Raw genomic sequence first — 15774 nt, 5'->3', positions numbered from 1 at the left:
TCCTTACACCACGTCCGGCAGGGAGCCGATCAGCTTATCGAGGGTGATGGGATAGTCCCGCACTCGCACTCCCGTCGCGTTATACACCGCATTGGCAATCGCAGCGCCCACCCCGCATAAGCCGAGCTCGCCCACCCCTTTGGCTTTCATCGGCGAGGAGATCGGGTCAGTATCTTCCAGGAAAATCACCTTCTGCTCGGGGATGTCGGCATGGACCGGGACTTCATACCCTGCCATATCGTGATTAACGAAATAGCCCAGCCGCGTATCTACCGCCAGCTCCTCCATCAGCGCGGCACCCAGTCCCATGGTCATCGCGCCAATCACCTGGCTGCGGGCGGTTTTTGGGTTCAGGATCCGTCCGGCGGCGCACACCGCCAGCATTCGCCGCACCCGCACCTCCCCGGTATCGCTGTCGACGCCGACCTCGACAAAATGCCCGGCAAAGGTCGATTGCTGATACTGCTTCGCCAGATCGCCAAACTCGATACTGTCTTCGGCGGTCAGCCGACCATTAGCGGCCGCCTCGGCAAGGTTCGCGCTCTGCGTCCCACTGGTGATCTTCCCGTCGCTAAATTGCGCCTGGTCAGGATCAAATCCCAGCTTCGCGGCAATGGCTTCGCGCAGCTTGATGCAGGCGGCGTACACCCCGGCAGTTGAGGTGTTCGCGCCCCATTGCCCGCCGGAACCGGCCGACACCGGGAAACTGGAATCCCCCAGATGCACCGCCACCTTTTCCAGCGGCAGGCCGAGCATCTCGGCCGCGGTCTGGGCAATGATGGTGTAGCTGCCGGTGCCGATGTCGGTCATATCCGTTTCGACCGTCACTTTGCCGTCGGCATCCAGATGCACCCGCGCGGCGGATTTTTCTAACAGGTTGTTGCGAAAACCGGCCGCCACGCCGATACCCACCCGCCAGCGCCCGTCCTGCACCTGGCCGGGCGTGGTATGGCGATCCTTCCAGCCGAACTGTTCCGCCCCCGTTCGCAGGCACTCAATCAGCTGTCGGCGCGAGAAAGGGCGCTGCGGATTGGCCGGATCGACCTGGGTATCATTGAGGATGCGAAACTCAACGGGATCGATGCCGGCTTTTTCTGCCAGCTCATCAATGGCGATTTCCAGCGCCATCAGGCCCGGCGCTTCACCAGGGGCGCGCATGGCGTTGCCCTCGGGCAGATCCAGTGTTGCCAGCCGCAGGCCGGTATGGCGATTGGCACCGGCGTAGAGCAGTTCGGTCTGTTGAACCGCAGTCTCCGGCGTGCCGCCGGGCAAGTTACCGGACCAGCTATCGTGGGCGATGGCGGTAATTTTCCCCGCCGAATCGGTACCGATACGGATGTGCTGAAGGGTGGCCGGGCGGTGGGTGGTGTTATTGGCAATCGCCGGTCGCGACAGCATCACTTTAACCGGGCGCTGCACCGCGCGGGCCGCCAGCGCCGCCAGCAGGGCATCGCTGCGCAGGAACAATTTGCCACCAAACCCGCCGCCAATGTACGGCGACAGAATGCGCACGTTCTCGGGGGCGATCTTCAACGTTGTCGCCAGATCGGCGCGGCACCAGGCGATCATCTGGTTCGAGGTCCAGACGGTCACGCGATCCCCCTCCCAGACGGCCATCGACGCATGCGGCTCCATCGCCATATGGCTCTGGTCGGGCGTGGTATAGGTGGCGTCCAGCTTCACTGCCGCCGCCGCAAACGCCGCCTCGAAATCCCCCACATTTTTGTCGGGGGTGTCGTCTGGCGGCTGCGTGACGGTGGGTTTCGCCTCGGTCAGCGAGTACGCGCCTTTGTCACGGCGATAGGTCACCTGCACCAGCGACGCCGCCGCACGCGCCTGCTCGAAGGTCTCGGCAACCACCAGCGCCACGGCCTGGTGATAGTGTTCGATGGTGGGGCCGCCCAGCAGCGTGGCGGTATTCTTATCCCCTTTGCCGAGTGCGCCCGCGTTGCTGGCGGTGATCACCGTTAACACACCCGGCGCATTTTTTGCGGCATCGATGTCGAGGGCGGTGATCCGCCCTTTGGCGATCGCCGAACCGACGACGTAGCCATAGGCGGCATTGGGCGCCTGTTGATGCCATTCGTAGGCGTAGTGCGCCGTGCCGGTGGTTTTTTGCCGGCCGTCGATACGGTCGTGCGGCTGGCTGACCACCTTCAACTGGTCAATCGGGTTTTGCCCTGCCGGTTTATCAAATTTCATGCCTGAGCCCTCGCTTCTGTCAGCACGGAGGCAAGCGTGCGCTTCGCCAGGGTTAATTTGAACGCGTTTTCAGGCGTCGGGTGCGCGCTGGCGAACAGCGCGTCATACACCGCCTGCGCGCCATTCGGCAGTTGGGCATCGGCCTCGGCCATTCGCCACGGCTTATGGGCGACGCCGCCCAGCGCCACGCGTCCGCTGCCGTCCGGCTGAACAATCGCCGCCACCGAGACCAGTGCAAAAGCGTAGGAGGCGCGATCGCGCACTTTACGGTAAATGTGTTTCCCGCCCGCGGGCGGCGGCAGGGTAACGGCGACGATAAGCTCACCTGGCGTGAGTGTGGTTTCGAGATGGGGCGTTTTGCCCGGCGCGCGATAGAAATCCGCCACCGGGATGGTGCGAGCCTTGCCGTCCGGGGCAATGGTTTCTACTCCCGCATCCAGCAGCCGCATGGCGACCGCCATGTCGCTCGGATGGGTGGCAATGCACGCCTCGCTGACGCCCACCACGGCATGCTGACGGCTAAAGCCTTCCAGCGCCGCGCAGCCGCTGCCGGGCAGGCGTTTATTGCACGGCTGGTTGGTGTCATAAAAATAGGGGCAGCGAGTGCGCTGCAGAAGATTGCCCGTCGTGGTGGCCTGATTGCGCAGCTGGCCGGAGGCCCCGGCAAGTAACGCCCGGGACAGCACCGCATAGTCACGCCGCACGCGGGAGTCGGCCGCCAGATCGGTGTTACGCACCAGCGCGCCGATGCGCAGGCCGCCCTCATCGGTGGCGGGAATGCTGTCCAGACCCAGACCGTTGACGTCGATCAGGTGGGTCGGGGTCTCGATCTCCAGCTTCATCAGGTCGAGCAGATTGGTGCCTCCGGCGATAAATTTTGCCCCGCGCGTGCGCTGGGCACTGGCGGCGGCCTCGGCCGGAGTTTTTACGCGCTCATAGGTAAAGGCTTTCATGATTTAAGCCCCCCGGCAGCGTCTTCGATGGCGGCAAGAATGTTGGCATACGCGCCGCAGCGGCAGATATTGCCGCTCATCCGTTCACGCACTTCATCTGCCGTCATTTCCACCGGCGAGACCAGGTCAAGGGTGACGTGGCTGGGAATGCCGTCCTTAATTTCCTGCAGTACCGCCACCGAGGAGCAGATTTGCCCCGACGTGCAGTAGCCGCACTGAAAACCATCATGCTTGATAAACGCCGCCTGCATCGGATGCAGATGGTCAGGCGTACCCAGCCCTTCAATGGTGGTGATGTCAGCATCCTGATGCATCACCGCCAGCGTCAGGCAGGCATTAAGCCGGCGGCCATTCACCAGCACGGTACAGGCCCCGCACTGCCCGTGGTCGCAGCCTTTTTTGGTGCCCGTCAGATGCAAATTTTCACGCAGCGCATCCAGCAGCGTGGTACGGGTATCCACCTCCAGCTGCTGGCTTTGGCCGTTGACGCGCAGCGTCAGGGGCAGGATCTCCGGCGCTGGCGTCACGGCGGGTTCGCCTTCGGCCAGCGCAGAATGCGGATAAACCGCCACTGTCGCCGCTGTGGCCGCACTCACTTTGAGTAGCGTCCGACGGCTCAGATTGAAATTCGCCTGATGGTCATCAGGATGTTCGCCTTGGTTGCTCATACCAGGCCTCCGGTATTCAAAAGGGGAAAAAGAAGCAGAAGGGGGGCAGCGATGCTGTCTGTTTTTTAAACGTTAAGCATAGTCGGCGAAGTGAGTGGGATTATTCTTAAATGGTGATGGGCGTGATGACCGGAGAGTGAGATAAACCGTATCAGTGAAACAGCCATCTTCCGGCGGCGGCTGATTCAGCAAACATCCTGACGGTCAAAGGCTGGCGTTTAGCATCGATATCTTCCCGCTTTGCTGTAAACCATCGCGTCAGCAAAGGGGTATTTTGCCAGGGAAAATAACAAGACCACCTGACAGCCGACAGGTCCACATTAAAGGCTTTCTCAAACGCATTCAGGGCATCATGCAGATCGTCACCAGGAGCATCAAATAAATCTGAATCGAGTTCCAGAGGGACCTCTTTACCACTGCCGTCAAGATAGCCGGGAATTTCTTGCCGAAAGAGCATTAATACTTTGTTTTGAATGCTACTCATCAGAAATATGTCCAGGGTATCCGGTCTTTGGGACGGGCAATAACAGCAGCGAGTTTGTTGGTTTTTTGCATCACGCAATATCATTCTTTTGTTTTTTGACATAACTTGTAGAAATAGGTGTTATTAATTTCTTCAACAGTATCCATTCACTCTCCTATGCAGTTTGGCGCTCGATTCATGCATCCTTGAATATTACATTACTATCACAACGCTTCCAGGTAATTTTCTCATGACGTCATTCAACAGTTTCCAGATGATTGTTGTTTTTGTCCTCAGGTGCTGCCATCGTCATCATAGATCCACAAATTACCGGTAATAGCCATTGTTGTTATTTTTTAATAGAATGCCGTTGAGGCATTTTAATTATTTGTGAAAGGTTGGTAATGATTATTTTTAAGCGATGGTGGCTATAGGTTTGAGTTATATTGGTTGGGCTGTTATAGCATGAATAAATTTCATTAACCATTCTTGATGTTTTAGTGTTTATATTTTTAATGTGTGAGGCAGATAATAGGGCAGGTGAATTTGTTTTGAGTTAGATATCCTGTGCGTATATTGAATTTACCTTTTACGGGAAGAGTTAATTATTTTCTTTTAAGTTCTCCTTCAGCATCACGCCCACACCTGGCGTAAACGCGTTAGCGGCTGCACCATCCGCAGTGCTAGCCTTATCCCGCCGCGACATTTACCTGAGCAATGCTGGCAGCCACCTCCATAATTCTGGCGGGTGGCTGCCGCTGGCGGATCTGCTCCGCCATAAAGCGCATATACGGATCCATATGGCTAAACATGGCTTTATAGCCGGCACACAGGTGGTTATGCCAGCGCTCGCCAGACGGGTGGATCCGATGTTTTGGGCAGCCGCCGTGACAGGTAAATTTCCATTCGCAGCGTCCGCACTCTGCCGTAAGGTGCGTTTTCGCCAGCCCAAATTTGCGCTGCTGCTTGCCGTTCGCCATTTTCGCCAGACTCTCGCGGCGCACATTTCCCAGCCGGTGCTGCGGATACACGTAGTGATCGCAGCTGTAGACATCGCCATTCTGCTCAACCAGCAGGCCAAAACCGCAGGATGATTGCATCACGCACAGGGAGGGTTTTTCGCCAAGCCACGCGGCCAGCGCGCTGTCAAACAGCTGGATAAAGACGCGCCCGACGTCCTGGCGTACCCAGGCATCAAACACGCTGGTGATAAACCGTCCCCACTGCTCGCCCGATACCGACCACTCGGTGACGCTCCCGCCCGTCAGCGACTGCGGATACAGTAGCTCGCCATATTTCTCGTTCAGGGGGCGTTGCTCCACGGCCGGAATAAACTGGATAAACTCCGCGCCCAGTTCCCGGGTGAGAAACTGATAAATCTCCAGCGGATGTTCCGCGGTGACGTTGTTCACCACTGTCAGCACGTTGACATCAACCTGATGTTTTTTCAGCAGGTGCATCGCCTGAACGACCTGTTCAAACACCGACTGCTGGCTGCGGGTTTTGCGGTAACGGTCGTGCAGCCAGGCGGGACCATCCACCGACAGCCCGACCAAAAAGTTGTTCGCCGCCAGAAACTGCGCCCACGCCTCGTTGATCAGCACCCCGTTGGTCTGAATGCTGTTGCGGATCGATTTCCCGTCGGCATAATTTTGCTGCAGCGTCAGCGCCTTTTCGTAGAACGCGATCCCGGCAAGCGTCGGTTCCCCACCCTGCCAGGTGAACTCCACCTCCCGGCCCGGATGGGCGGCAATATACTGGCGAACATAAGCATCAAGCGTGGCGTCATCCATATGGCGCGCGGCTTTGCGTGGCTTCAACGTGCCCTGATCTTTTGCCAGATAAAAACAGTACTCACAGGCGATATTGCACTGGTAGCTGACCGGTTTGGCCATCAGATGAAATGGACGGTTCATTTTCCCTCCCTGGATAAAAACGGCATTAATATATTGATATTAAATATGTTTAATGTGCTTCGTTTTGGCATGACGACGGGTAAATGTCAGGCTTGAGCCGTCTGCTTGCGGTGACCATTGCAACCTATCCGGCGCCAGATAACCAGATAAATAATGTGGCTTTAAAGTTCAGAAGCTCATTGTGGCGATCTCCTGTGGCATGCCGGGCGTGATGCTGATTAAAATGAGCCTGGCGAAGCCGTGCTGAAGAAACCGATTAAGGATGCGTGATGGCGGATATCAAACTGGATGTAAACGAGCGGGAGGCGATCAGAAGCAAGCTGGTGGCCTACTGCGAAGAGCACTTTGATTTAGAACTCGAGCAGTTCGACGCGGAGTTCTTCACCGACTACGTGATCGAGACGCTGGGGATTGCTATCTACAACGCGGGCATCGACGAAGCGATCCGCACCCATCAGGCGTACAGCGAACGGATCCAGGAAGAGATAGAGCTGAAGAAGATCGTCTGAAGATGGCCGCACCCTGCAAGGTGCGGCTGACGAAATGACCGTTAGTCACAATAGGTTGGGCCACCTTCGCGGGCGGTACGGATGCTGGCGTGGATCTCCTCAGGCACGATCCGGGTCAGGGACAGTTCCGGCAGGCAGTCAGGATCGAAAAAGCCGATATCCAGCGATTCATGGCTGATGGCGATCTCGCCGCCCGTCACCTCACATAAAAAAATCATCTTATAGACGTGCCAGGGATAAGGGGGATGCCCGTGCAGATTGCGGTCCCAGACCCCCAGCAGGCGACTGACGTTAACGTCAAGACCCGTCTCTTCCTGCACTTCACGGATAACCGCCACGGACGGACTGTCCCCGACATCGGCCCAGCCGCCCGGCAGGCTCCAGCCTCCGTCATCGCTCTCACGCACCAGTAAAAGCTTGCCTTCCCGAAGGATGATGGCGCGTACGTCGGTTTTAGGGGTGGTGTAGCCGGTCTCGTTTTTATGCAGGGTTTTGAGCATCTCTTCCGACAGATCAAAGCGGGCTGATAACAGTCGTTCAGCGATCAGCATCAGGCTGTCATACCGCTCCCGGTCATAGACATCTCTGGCGTAGGTGAGCCCGGTCTGCGCGAGCGCCTGCAGGCGTTGGGAAATTTCTGTCAGTTCATGATCGTTAATGGGGTCAGTCATTTAGCCTCCGGTTCAGTGTTTCCAGCATATAATGCTAACCCTGAAAGACAACCCCCCCACATCAGAAAGCGGAGTATCGCCAGGCGGCCAGTAGCACCACGATATTCAGGATCACGCTTACCCAAAACCAGGTCTTAAACGGCTGTTTCTGGGTTTTATGGCGAAACAGCTGCTGACCGATTATCGCGCCGGGCCATCCGCCCACAAATCCACACAGTAACAATGTCGATTCAGGCACTCTGCGCCAGGCCTTGCGGGCTGCCAGTTTGTCGGCACCGTAGATGAGCAGCGTCAGCACGCTGACGAGCAGGCACCAGGTCGCAAAAGGGTAGGGCAGGAAGGCGCTGCCAGCGGCGGCAAGGAGCAACAGAAAATAACACAAGTAATTGAGGCGCATAGAGCAGCAACGGCATTAGCAAGGATTATGGGAGGGCAATGATACCTGATTCCATAGGGTGAGTAATCCGCGTGGCTAAATCGCGTCAGGCTAACCATTTTGCGAAGCAAATCGCCTCCTCACGCCCCACATAGGGGCCATAGTTGTCTATAAGCACATAGCCATGCCTGAGATAAAACTGTACCGCGCGCGTGTTAACTTTCCGCGTTTCCAGCCGTAGTTCACGATAACCCATTGCCAGCGCCGCGTTTTCAAGCCAGGTGAGTAACGCCATACCCACGCCTGGGTAAGCACGATTAGAATACATACGTTTGAGTTCGGCAGTCGTCTCCGACAGCGGGCGAAAAGCGCCACAGCCTAAAGGCTGGTGGTATTCATCTTTTGCTATCGCCCACACTGCCCTTGCGCCTGAGACATCCTGTGGATCAAAGTGGCTTTTACCGTTGTCTCCGGTAATAACGCTAAGCTCTGTGGAGAGTTGCTCAATGAGCGCCAGGGAATCGTTTGAGGTTGGGCTAGATTTTTCGATGGTTATCATTTTAATCATACCGGCAGAGAATCAGGCTCCAGTATAAGTTATTGCAATACTCAGGATTCATACGAAAAAGTTGTGAAACCCATTGAACTGAAGCTGACCCTGCAGGTAAATTGCCCGCCTCGCAGAAATAAAACGGGCGCCCGATCACCCCGCCTCCAGCATCCCAAAGCTGACAATCCGCGAGCGGCCCAGCTCTTTGGCCCGGTACAGCGCCACGTCGGCGGCGCGCAGCAGGTTGTCACTCTGAGCGTGCTGCGGATAGCTGGCAATACCAATCGACACATCCACCGGGCCGATTTCCGTCAGCTCATAGTGCAGCGTCAGGCCGCGTACCGCCGTGTGGATCGCGCTGGCGCAGGTGTAGGCGGCGGCGTCATCCATGTCGGGCAACAGGGCCAGAAACTCCTCACCGCCGTAGCGAAACGCCATTCCCTTGTCGCTCACGCAGCGTTGAATAACGCCCGCCACGCTTTTCAGCACCTGATCGCCCGCATCGTGGCCCAGTCTGTCGTTAATGCGCTTGAAGTGATCGATGTCGATCATCAGGCAACTGATCGGGTTGCCGCTGCGCTGCGCCTGGCTCATCTGGGTATGCAGGGCATCTTCCAGATGGTGACGGTTACGCAGTCCGGTGAGCGGATCGAACAGCGCTTTTGCCAGCAGGGCGTCGCGCAGGCGCTGGTTGGCCAACGCCAGCCCCAGCGCTTCGGCCATCAGCTCAAGATAAGCGCGGGAAGGGGCCATTTCCGGGGTGATATTCTGGAAAGAGAGCAGGCCAATGGCCTCGCCCTGGGCAATCAGCGGCACGCACAGCGTCTGACTGGCGCAGGCATCCGGCAGGTGATAACAGGCGATATCGGGCTCGCCGTTGACCGGCGGATGGCTCTGGCCGCGCCGGACTGCCCAGCACTGATCGGGGTGGAACGGGTCGGGCTCGCCCAGCGGGTTAAGCCACTCGGCGGCGCAGCGCATCTGCCACGGCTCCCGGTCGAGAAGATACAGCCGTCCGGCGACGCCCGGCGCAATATTCGGCGCAAAAAGCTGGGCCACGTTCAGAATATCCTCGAACGATTCGCAGCCCTGCAGGCGCTGGGTCATGCGCGCCAGTAGCCCGCGGATCTCCCAGTGGGCATCGCGCTCCTTCTCCAGCTGCTGACGCACGAGGCCGTTCTCGCGAAAGATGCGGATCGCATGGGCCATATCGCCGATCTCATCGATCTGGCGATAGTCCGGCGTTTCGACCGCATAATCCTGCGACGCCAGCCGGTTGACCACATCGCTCAGGCGTACCACCGGGTGCAGCACCCGGCGTTTGAGGATAAACCCGAGGACAAATAAAAACATCAGTGCGGTCAGGCCGACCATCACTTCGGAGAGGGTTCTGAGCGCGTAGGATTTTTCCACCGCATCCTGGATCGCCCCCTGGGCGCGTCGGTCCAGCATCTGGCGGAAATGGTCGAGCTGGCTCTGCACCTGTTCAAGCTCGTTCTCATACAAATCGCCATACATCAGCGCGATGGCCTGTGCCTGCTCCCCGCGCGCAACGTGGGCGAAAGCGGTCTGCTGTTCATCCAGCAGCGCATCGGCAACCTGTAAACCTTTGTGCAGCAGCGCCAGCTCGTCGTCGCTGGCACCCACGTCTTTCAGCTTTTGCAGCCGATGCTCAACCTTGACCATCGATGCCGCTTTCTGCTGGTGCGACTGCAGCACGGCGGGATCCTGCCTGATGACGTACAGCCGCGCCAGGTCGGAAAGCGCCCAGGCATCCACCTCCACCTCTTCGGTCAACTGGTCAAATACGTAGCGCTGTTCAACCGCCTGTCGTTCGACGTTTTCGGCACTGGAGGCCATTAACATGGTCACGCCGGAAGCAAGGGTCAGACAGACGGTGGCACCGTAAGCCCAGTTCGTGATGGTGGCGATGCGCACGGTTAATTCCTTCTAAACAAGGCGATTTTTTTCACCAGAATATCGGTAACTTATACATCGGGCGAATTTTTTCCTTCCTCGATAATGGCTTCGTCAATCTCTTCGGCATTACCGGGGTGATCGCGACCCGAGAGCAGGTTCCAGCAGGCAATAAACAGCGCGGCAATCAGCGGACCAATCACAAAGCCGTTGATGCCGTAAATCTCCATCCCACCGAGGGTGGAGATCAGGATCAGGTAGTCCGGCATTTTGGTGTCTTTGCCCACCAGCAGCGGGCGCAGAATGTTATCCACCAGCCCCACCACAATCACAAAGAAGCCGACGATAAACAGGCCCTGCCACAGCTGCTGGGTGGCGAACAGGTAAATGGCCGCCGGTACCCAGATAATGGCCGACCCTACCGCCGGGATCAGGGACAAGAACGCCATCAGCGCGCCCCACAGAATGCTGCCGTTGATCCCGACAATCCAGAACGCAATCCCGCCCAGCGCGCCTTGCACGACGGCGACCACCGCGGTGCCTTTGACCGTGGCACGGGCGACGGCGGCGAATTTGGCGAACAGGTGATGTTTCACATAACTGGACAAAGGAAGGGTGTCGAGGATCTGGCGGATAAGCCACGGGCCATCTTTCAGCAGGAAAAACAGCAGGTAGAGCATGATGCCGAAGCTAATCGCAAACCCGAAAGTCCCTTTACCGATCAGGAATGCGCTGCCGGCCAGGTACTGCCCGCCCTGGAGTGCAGCATCAGACAGTTTCTTTTGGATTTCGGTGGCGGAATCGAGCTTGTGTTCCACCATCAGGCCACGTAGCCAGTCGGGCAGGTGCGTAAACAGGTTTGCCACCACCCCAGAGAATTGAGTGTCGCTTTGCTGAAGCCGGCTATAAACCAGATTAATTTCAATGGCTAATGACGAGAGGATCACCATCAGCGGAATAAACACAATCAGGCAGATAAGCCCGATACTCAGCAGCGACGCCAGTCCGTTGCGATCGCCGAGCGCAATACGCAGCCGATTTTTGACCGGATAAAAAATGACCGTCAGCACCGTGGCCCACAAAATGGCCGAGAAGTAGGGCGCCAGCACATCGAAAAACGCCCAGGAAACAAGAAAAAGAATGAGGATGAAAAAGCCTTTGGTCAGTCCGTTAAAGCGCATACGTACGTCCTTAAATTAATAAACGCTTTAACTATAGAATGATTCGCATGATTTATCATTACGTTGAGCCTGTTGCCGGGTGGCGGCGGCCTACATGAGCGGGTTTCGTAGGCCCCTGCAAGCGTCGCGGCGCCGGGCAAAAGACCGTACTGATGAACCCTCTTCATAACCCCATCCTGATTCCCCGGCATTATTGATAACATCAATTTCCAGTATCGTTAGCGTCCAGTTACTGTGAAGCGGATTGTTATGATTGCTCCCCCAGCAAAAGTCAGCACCACGGGTCTGCCGTTTGTGCTGATCCTGAGCGCCTTAATGGCGTTCACCTCGTTATCCACCGATATCTATCTCCCCGCCATGCCGATGATGGCGGCCGAACTGCAGGGTAATGTCGAACTGACCATCACCGGCTTCCTGGTCGGTTTTGCCATTGCCCAGTTGATCTGGGGGCCGATCAGCGATCACCTCGGGCGGCGCATTCCGCTGTTTATCGGGATGGCGCTGTTTATGATCGGATCCGCGGGCTGTGCGCTGGCGACCGACATTACCCATATCGTCTTCTGGCGGGTCTTTCAGGCACTGGGAGCCTGTACCGGACCGATGCTGGCGCGGGCGATGATCCGCGATCTGTTCAGCCGCACCCGCGCCGCACAGATGCTCTCAACGCTGGTTGTCGTGATGGCGATTGCCCCCATTGCCGGGCCGCTTATCGGCGGTCAGCTGATCAGATTCAGCACCTGGCACAGCATCTTCTGGCTGCTGGCGGTGATTGGCGGGCTGATGTTTATCTCCCTGTGGTGGCTCCCGGAAACGCTGGGCGAAGAGAAGCGGGTCAAAGCGTCGGTCGCGGGCGCGTTCAGGAACTATGGCGCGCTGCTGCGTAACCGTAAGTTCATGCAATTCACCCTCATCCTGACCTGCTACTACGTGGCGGCGTATGCCTTTATCACCGGCTCGCCGTTTGTCTATATCCGCTATTTCGGTGTCGACCCTGCGCACTACGGCTGGCTGTTTGCGCTGAACATTGTCGGGCTGATGGGCATGAGCGTGGTCAATCGCAGGCTGGTAAGCCACCATCCCCTGGAAACGCTGCTCAGGTATGCCTCTGCCGTGGCGGCCCTCGCCGCTGTGGTGATGGCAATCTGCGTCTGGTTCAGTCTCGGGGGCATTGTGGCGATTGTGGCGCTGGTTTTTGTCTTCTTCTCGATGAACGGTATTCTCGCCGCCACCTCTACTGCCGCCGCGCTGGATGCGGTGCCGGGCCACGCGGGCGCGGCATCGGCGCTGATTGGTTCATTGCAGTACGGCAGCGGGATTATCTCTTCGCTGCTGCTGGCCACGATGAGCGACGGCACGCCATGGACGATGGCGTGGATCATCGCGTCGTTCACCGTTGCCAGCTGGTTGCTGGCGCAGCGACGCCTGCCGCGAGTTTAGCTGGTAGAAAACAGATACAACTTTCGCCTGACCGACGATATCAGCGAAACGGTGCATGCTTTACTCATCTGCTGGAAGGAGGTGTGTATGGCATGGCGACCCATCTTATTCGTGATCCGCAACGCCCGTCCCCGACTGAGCGCCCGTCGCGCTCGCCTGCGGCTGGTACACGGCTAGTAATTGATTAACATTCGCGGTATAAATACCTTCTTTGGATGTTTAGATGTCCATACGTTTAGAAGGTAATATGCAAACACAACAAAACGAGAATGGGCAGCTACAGCGCACCATGAAAACGCGCCACCTGATTATGCTCTCGCTCGGTGGCGTGATTGGCACAGGGTTATTCTTTAATACCGGTTACATCATTTCGACCACCGGGGCGGCGGGAACGTTGTTGGCCTACGCGATTGGGGCGCTGGTGGTGTGGCTGGTGATGCAGTGTCTCGGTGAACTCTCGGTCGCGATGCCGGAAACCGGGGCCTTTCACGTCTATGCCACCCGCTATCTGGGGCCCGCGACCGGCTATACCGTGGCGTGGCTCTACTGGCTCACCTGGACGGTGGCGCTGGGATCGAGCTTTACCGCCGCTGGATTCTGCATGCAGTATTGGTTCCCACAGGTGCCGGTCTGGGCCTGGTGCGTGGTGTTCTGCGCCGCCATTTTCTTCCTCAACGTCATTTCGACCCGCTTCTTTGCCGAAGGGGAGTTCTGGTTCTCGCTGGTAAAGGTGATCACCATCATCGCCTTTATTATTCTCGGCGGGGCGGCGATCTTTGGCTTTATCCCGATGCAGGACGGTTCCCCGGCGCCGGGCCTCAGCAATATCACCGCAGAAGGCTGGTTCCCGCACGGCGGCCTGCCGATCCTGATGACCATGGTGGCGGTTAACTTTGCCTTCTCGGGCACCGAGCTTATCGGCATTGCCGCGGGCGAAACGGAGAACCCGCGCAAGGTGATCCCGGTAGCCATTCGGACCACCATCGCCCGGCTGATCATCTTCTTTATCGGCACCGTCTTTGTGCTGGCGGCGCTGATCCCGATGCAGCAGGCCGGCGTCGAAAAAAGCCCGTTCGTGCTGGTGTTTGAGAAGGTCGGCATCCCGTACGCGGCGGATATCGTGAACTTTGTGATTTTGACGGCGATCCTTTCGGCCGCCAACTCCGGGCTGTACGCCTCCGGGCGGATGCTGTGGTCGCTGTCGAATGAGAAAACGCTGCCGCGCTGCTTTGCCCGGGTGAATAAAAACGGCGTGCCGCTGACGGCGCTGTCGGTGTCAATGCTCGGTGGCGTGCTGGCGCTGTTCTCCAGTGTGATTGCCCCCGACACGGTGTTTGTCGCGCTGTCGGCGATTTCGGGCTTTGCAGTGGTGGCGGTGTGGATAAGCATCTGCGCGTCGCATTTTGTGTTCCGCCGCCGTCATCTGCAGTCCGGCCAGCCTCTGGCGGCACTGCACTATCGCGCCCCGTGGTATCCGCTGGTGCCGGTACTGGGTTTTGTGCTGTGCCTGGTGGCCTGCATTGGCCTGGCCTTCGACCCGACCCAGCGCATCGCCCTGTACTGCGGCCTGCCGTTTGTCGCCCTGTGCTATGGCGCGTACTACCTTACTCAAAATGTGAAAACGCAGGAGCCTGAACATGTCGCAGAATAATCCGCTTACCGCCCTCCTCGACAGCCAGCCGTTTGTGGTGCTGGACGGGGCGATGGCGACGGAACTGGAAGCGCGCGGGTGTAACCTTGCCGACAGTTTATGGTCGGCGAAAGTGCTAATGGAAAACCCGGAGCTGATCCGCGCCGTGCATCTGGACTACTTCCGCGCCGGGGCGCAGGTGGCGATCACCGCCAGCTACCAGGCCACGCCGGACGGTTTTGCCGCTCGCGGGCTGGACGAAGCGCAGTCCCGGGCGCTGATTGGTAAAAGTGTTGAGCTGGCGCGTAAAGCGCGCGAGGCGTATCTGGCCGAAAACCCGCAGGCCGGCACGCTGCTGGTGGCGGGCTCGGTCGGGCCGTACGGCGCATACCTGGCCGACGGTTCGGAGTACCGGGGGGATTATGTACGGAGCGCCGAGGTATTTAGCGCGTTCCACCGTCCGCGCGTCGAAGCGCTGCTGGATGCGGGTGCCGACCTGCTGGCCTGCGAAACGCTGCCTTCCTTTGACGAGATAAAAGCGCTGGCGGCACTGTTGACCGCATACCCGCGCGCCCGGGCGTGGTTCTCATTAACCCTGCGTGACAGCGAGCACCTCAGCGACGGTACGCCGCTGCGTGAGGTGGTATCTGTGCTGGCGAATAATCCGCAGGTTGTGGCGCTGGGCATCAACTGTATTGCGCTGGAAAACACTACCGCTGCGCTGCAGCACCTGCACAGCCTGACCACGCTGCCGCTGGTGGTCTATCCGAACTCGGGTGAACATTACGATGCAGTGACTAAAACCTGGCACCATCACGGCGAAGCCTGCGAGACGCTGGCGGGCTATCTGCCGCAGTGGTTAGCGGCGGGTGCGAAGCTGATTGGTGGATGCTGTAGGACCACGCCGCAGGATATTGCGCAGTTGAAGGTGCAGTGCTGACATCCAGCCCGCACAATCTGTTCCCTCTCCCACGGGGAGAGGGAACAAAGACTAAAAACAGGTTGTGCGGCCTGATGCCCTCACCCCGGCCCTCTCCCACAGGGAGAGGGAGCAAAGACTAAAAACAGGTTGTGCGGCCTGATGCCCTCACCCCGGGCCTCTCACACGGGGAGAGGGAGCAAAGACTAAAAACAGGTTGTGCGGCCTGATGCCCTCACCCCGGCCCTCTCCCACTGTACAGACCGGGGACATGGTAAACAGGTGTTCGGGGACATGGTGAACACTTTTTAACACCCTTTCCCCATGGTGATCGACTTTTTCTTCAGGTCGATCACCCCCACTTTCGTGCTGTACCACCACA

Annotated in this window: 14 protein-coding genes and 1 pseudogene; 4 read left to right on the top strand and 11 right to left on the bottom strand. The window is 58.1% G+C overall.

All coding sequences use genetic code 11. The annotated features are described in order from the left end of the window. Window positions 1-3: 3 nt before the first annotated feature. The 6 genes and pseudogenes from paoC to M8013_RS03220 all read right to left on the bottom strand — a co-directional run bounded on the left by paoC (window position 4) and on the right by M8013_RS03220 (window position 6202). Window positions 4-2202, bottom strand: coding sequence for an aldehyde oxidoreductase molybdenum-binding subunit PaoC (paoC, locus tag M8013_RS03245; protein ID WP_271266401.1), 2199 nt, complete (start codon window positions 2200-2202; stop codon window positions 4-6). Then, a complete protein-coding gene (locus M8013_RS03240) occupies window positions 2199-3155 on the bottom strand; it encodes an FAD binding domain-containing protein (protein ID WP_271266400.1) in 957 nt (318 codons plus the stop codon). Before M8013_RS03240 ends, paoC begins: the two co-directional genes overlap by 4 nt. Next, on the bottom strand, window positions 3152-3823 hold the full coding sequence (gene paoA, locus M8013_RS03235; RefSeq protein ID WP_271266399.1) for an aldehyde dehydrogenase iron-sulfur subunit PaoA: 672 nt from the start codon (window positions 3821-3823) through the stop codon (window positions 3152-3154). Before paoA ends, M8013_RS03240 begins: the two co-directional genes overlap by 4 nt. A gap of 151 nt (window positions 3824-3974) precedes the next feature. Next, window positions 3975-4307, bottom strand: a complete 333-nt coding sequence (locus M8013_RS03230; protein WP_271266398.1) for a DUF1493 family protein — start codon at window positions 4305-4307, stop codon at window positions 3975-3977. 175 nt (window positions 4308-4482) lie between these two features. Next, window positions 4483-4596: pseudogene (locus M8013_RS03225) on the bottom strand (type VI secretion system tube protein Hcp); the annotation flags it as partial. 379 nt (window positions 4597-4975) lie between these two features. Then, complete coding sequence (locus tag M8013_RS03220; RefSeq protein ID WP_271266397.1) at window positions 4976-6202, bottom strand: anaerobic sulfatase maturase; 1227 nt, start codon at window positions 6200-6202, stop codon at window positions 4976-4978. Window positions 6203-6471: 269 nt separating this feature from the next. Between M8013_RS03220 and M8013_RS03215 the strand changes: the two genes are divergently transcribed. Next, window positions 6472-6711: a DUF2164 domain-containing protein gene (locus tag M8013_RS03215; RefSeq protein WP_271266396.1), complete on the top strand. Its 240-nt coding sequence runs from the start codon at window positions 6472-6474 to the stop codon at window positions 6709-6711. A gap of 41 nt (window positions 6712-6752) precedes the next feature. Here the strand turns inward: M8013_RS03215 and M8013_RS03210 are convergent, their stop codons facing one another. The 5 genes from M8013_RS03210 to M8013_RS03190 form a co-directional block, all read right to left on the bottom strand. Continuing rightward, on the bottom strand, window positions 6753-7382 hold the full coding sequence (locus tag M8013_RS03210; RefSeq protein WP_271266395.1) for an NUDIX hydrolase: 630 nt from the start codon (window positions 7380-7382) through the stop codon (window positions 6753-6755). Between the two features lie 61 nt (window positions 7383-7443). Further along, window positions 7444-7779 (bottom strand): DUF1294 domain-containing protein, encoded by a 336-nt coding sequence (locus M8013_RS03205; protein ID WP_271266394.1) that lies wholly within the window; start codon window positions 7777-7779, stop codon window positions 7444-7446. Window positions 7780-7864: 85 nt separating this feature from the next. Further along, complete coding sequence (locus M8013_RS03200; protein ID WP_271266393.1) at window positions 7865-8317, bottom strand: GNAT family N-acetyltransferase; 453 nt, start codon at window positions 8315-8317, stop codon at window positions 7865-7867. 144 nt (window positions 8318-8461) lie between these two features. Further along, window positions 8462-10246 carry a diguanylate cyclase gene (locus tag M8013_RS03195; protein ID WP_271266392.1) on the bottom strand — a complete coding sequence of 595 codons (1785 nt, stop codon included), beginning with the start codon at window positions 10244-10246 and terminating at the stop codon, window positions 8462-8464. Between the two features lie 50 nt (window positions 10247-10296). Further along, the gene (locus M8013_RS03190) at window positions 10297-11406 is read right to left on the bottom strand and encodes an AI-2E family transporter (RefSeq protein ID WP_271266391.1); all 1110 of its coding nucleotides are present in this window, start codon (window positions 11404-11406) and stop codon (window positions 10297-10299) included. Window positions 11407-11655: 249 nt separating this feature from the next. On the opposite strand from M8013_RS03190, the gene M8013_RS03185 reads away from it, so the two are divergent. From M8013_RS03185 to mmuM, 3 genes are all read left to right on the top strand, one after another. Then, entirely contained in the window at window positions 11656-12843 is a 1188-nt protein-coding gene (locus M8013_RS03185) for a multidrug effflux MFS transporter (protein ID WP_271266390.1), read from the top strand. A gap of 247 nt (window positions 12844-13090) precedes the next feature. Then, entirely contained in the window at window positions 13091-14494 is a 1404-nt protein-coding gene (gene mmuP, locus M8013_RS03180; RefSeq protein ID WP_271266389.1) for an S-methylmethionine permease, read from the top strand. Beyond that, the gene (gene mmuM, locus M8013_RS03175) at window positions 14481-15413 is read left to right on the top strand and encodes a homocysteine S-methyltransferase (RefSeq protein WP_271266388.1); all 933 of its coding nucleotides are present in this window, start codon (window positions 14481-14483) and stop codon (window positions 15411-15413) included. The genes mmuP and mmuM overlap by 14 nt, the downstream gene beginning before the upstream one ends. Window positions 15414-15774: the final 361 nt, after the last annotated feature.

It is taken from the genome of Silvania confinis, from assembly GCF_025564085.1.
Lineage (GTDB): Bacteria > Pseudomonadota > Gammaproteobacteria > Enterobacterales > Enterobacteriaceae > Enterobacter > Enterobacter confinis.
Note: the sequence above shows the minus strand (reverse complement) of the source record. Positions and strands in the feature narration are given on the sequence as shown.

What these genes read in the sequence shown, in the direction of transcription:
- paoC (WP_271266401.1), bottom strand. Translation starts at nt 2,202, where the DNA reads ATGAAATTTGATAAACCGGCAGGGCAAAACCCGATTGACCAGTTGAAG.
- M8013_RS03240 (WP_271266400.1), bottom strand. Translation starts at nt 3,155, where the DNA reads ATGAAAGCCTTTACCTATGAGCGCGTAAAAACTCCGGCCGAGGCCGCC.
- paoA (WP_271266399.1), bottom strand. Translation starts at nt 3,823, where the DNA reads ATGAGCAACCAAGGCGAACATCCTGATGACCATCAGGCGAATTTCAAT.
- M8013_RS03230 (WP_271266398.1), bottom strand. Translation starts at nt 4,307, where the DNA reads ATGAGTAGCATTCAAAACAAAGTATTAATGCTCTTTCGGCAAGAAATT.
- M8013_RS03220 (WP_271266397.1), bottom strand. Translation starts at nt 6,202, where the DNA reads ATGAACCGTCCATTTCATCTGATGGCCAAACCGGTCAGCTACCAGTGC.
- M8013_RS03215 (WP_271266396.1), top strand. Translation starts at nt 6,472, where the DNA reads ATGGCGGATATCAAACTGGATGTAAACGAGCGGGAGGCGATCAGAAGC.
- M8013_RS03210 (WP_271266395.1), bottom strand. Translation starts at nt 7,382, where the DNA reads ATGACTGACCCCATTAACGATCATGAACTGACAGAAATTTCCCAACGC.
- M8013_RS03205 (WP_271266394.1), bottom strand. Translation starts at nt 7,779, where the DNA reads ATGCGCCTCAATTACTTGTGTTATTTTCTGTTGCTCCTTGCCGCCGCT.
- M8013_RS03200 (WP_271266393.1), bottom strand. Translation starts at nt 8,317, where the DNA reads ATGATAACCATCGAAAAATCTAGCCCAACCTCAAACGATTCCCTGGCG.
- M8013_RS03190 (WP_271266391.1), bottom strand. Translation starts at nt 11,406, where the DNA reads ATGCGCTTTAACGGACTGACCAAAGGCTTTTTCATCCTCATTCTTTTT.
- M8013_RS03185 (WP_271266390.1), top strand. Translation starts at nt 11,656, where the DNA reads ATGATTGCTCCCCCAGCAAAAGTCAGCACCACGGGTCTGCCGTTTGTG.
- mmuP (WP_271266389.1), top strand. Translation starts at nt 13,091, where the DNA reads ATGCAAACACAACAAAACGAGAATGGGCAGCTACAGCGCACCATGAAA.
- mmuM (WP_271266388.1), top strand. Translation starts at nt 14,481, where the DNA reads ATGTCGCAGAATAATCCGCTTACCGCCCTCCTCGACAGCCAGCCGTTT.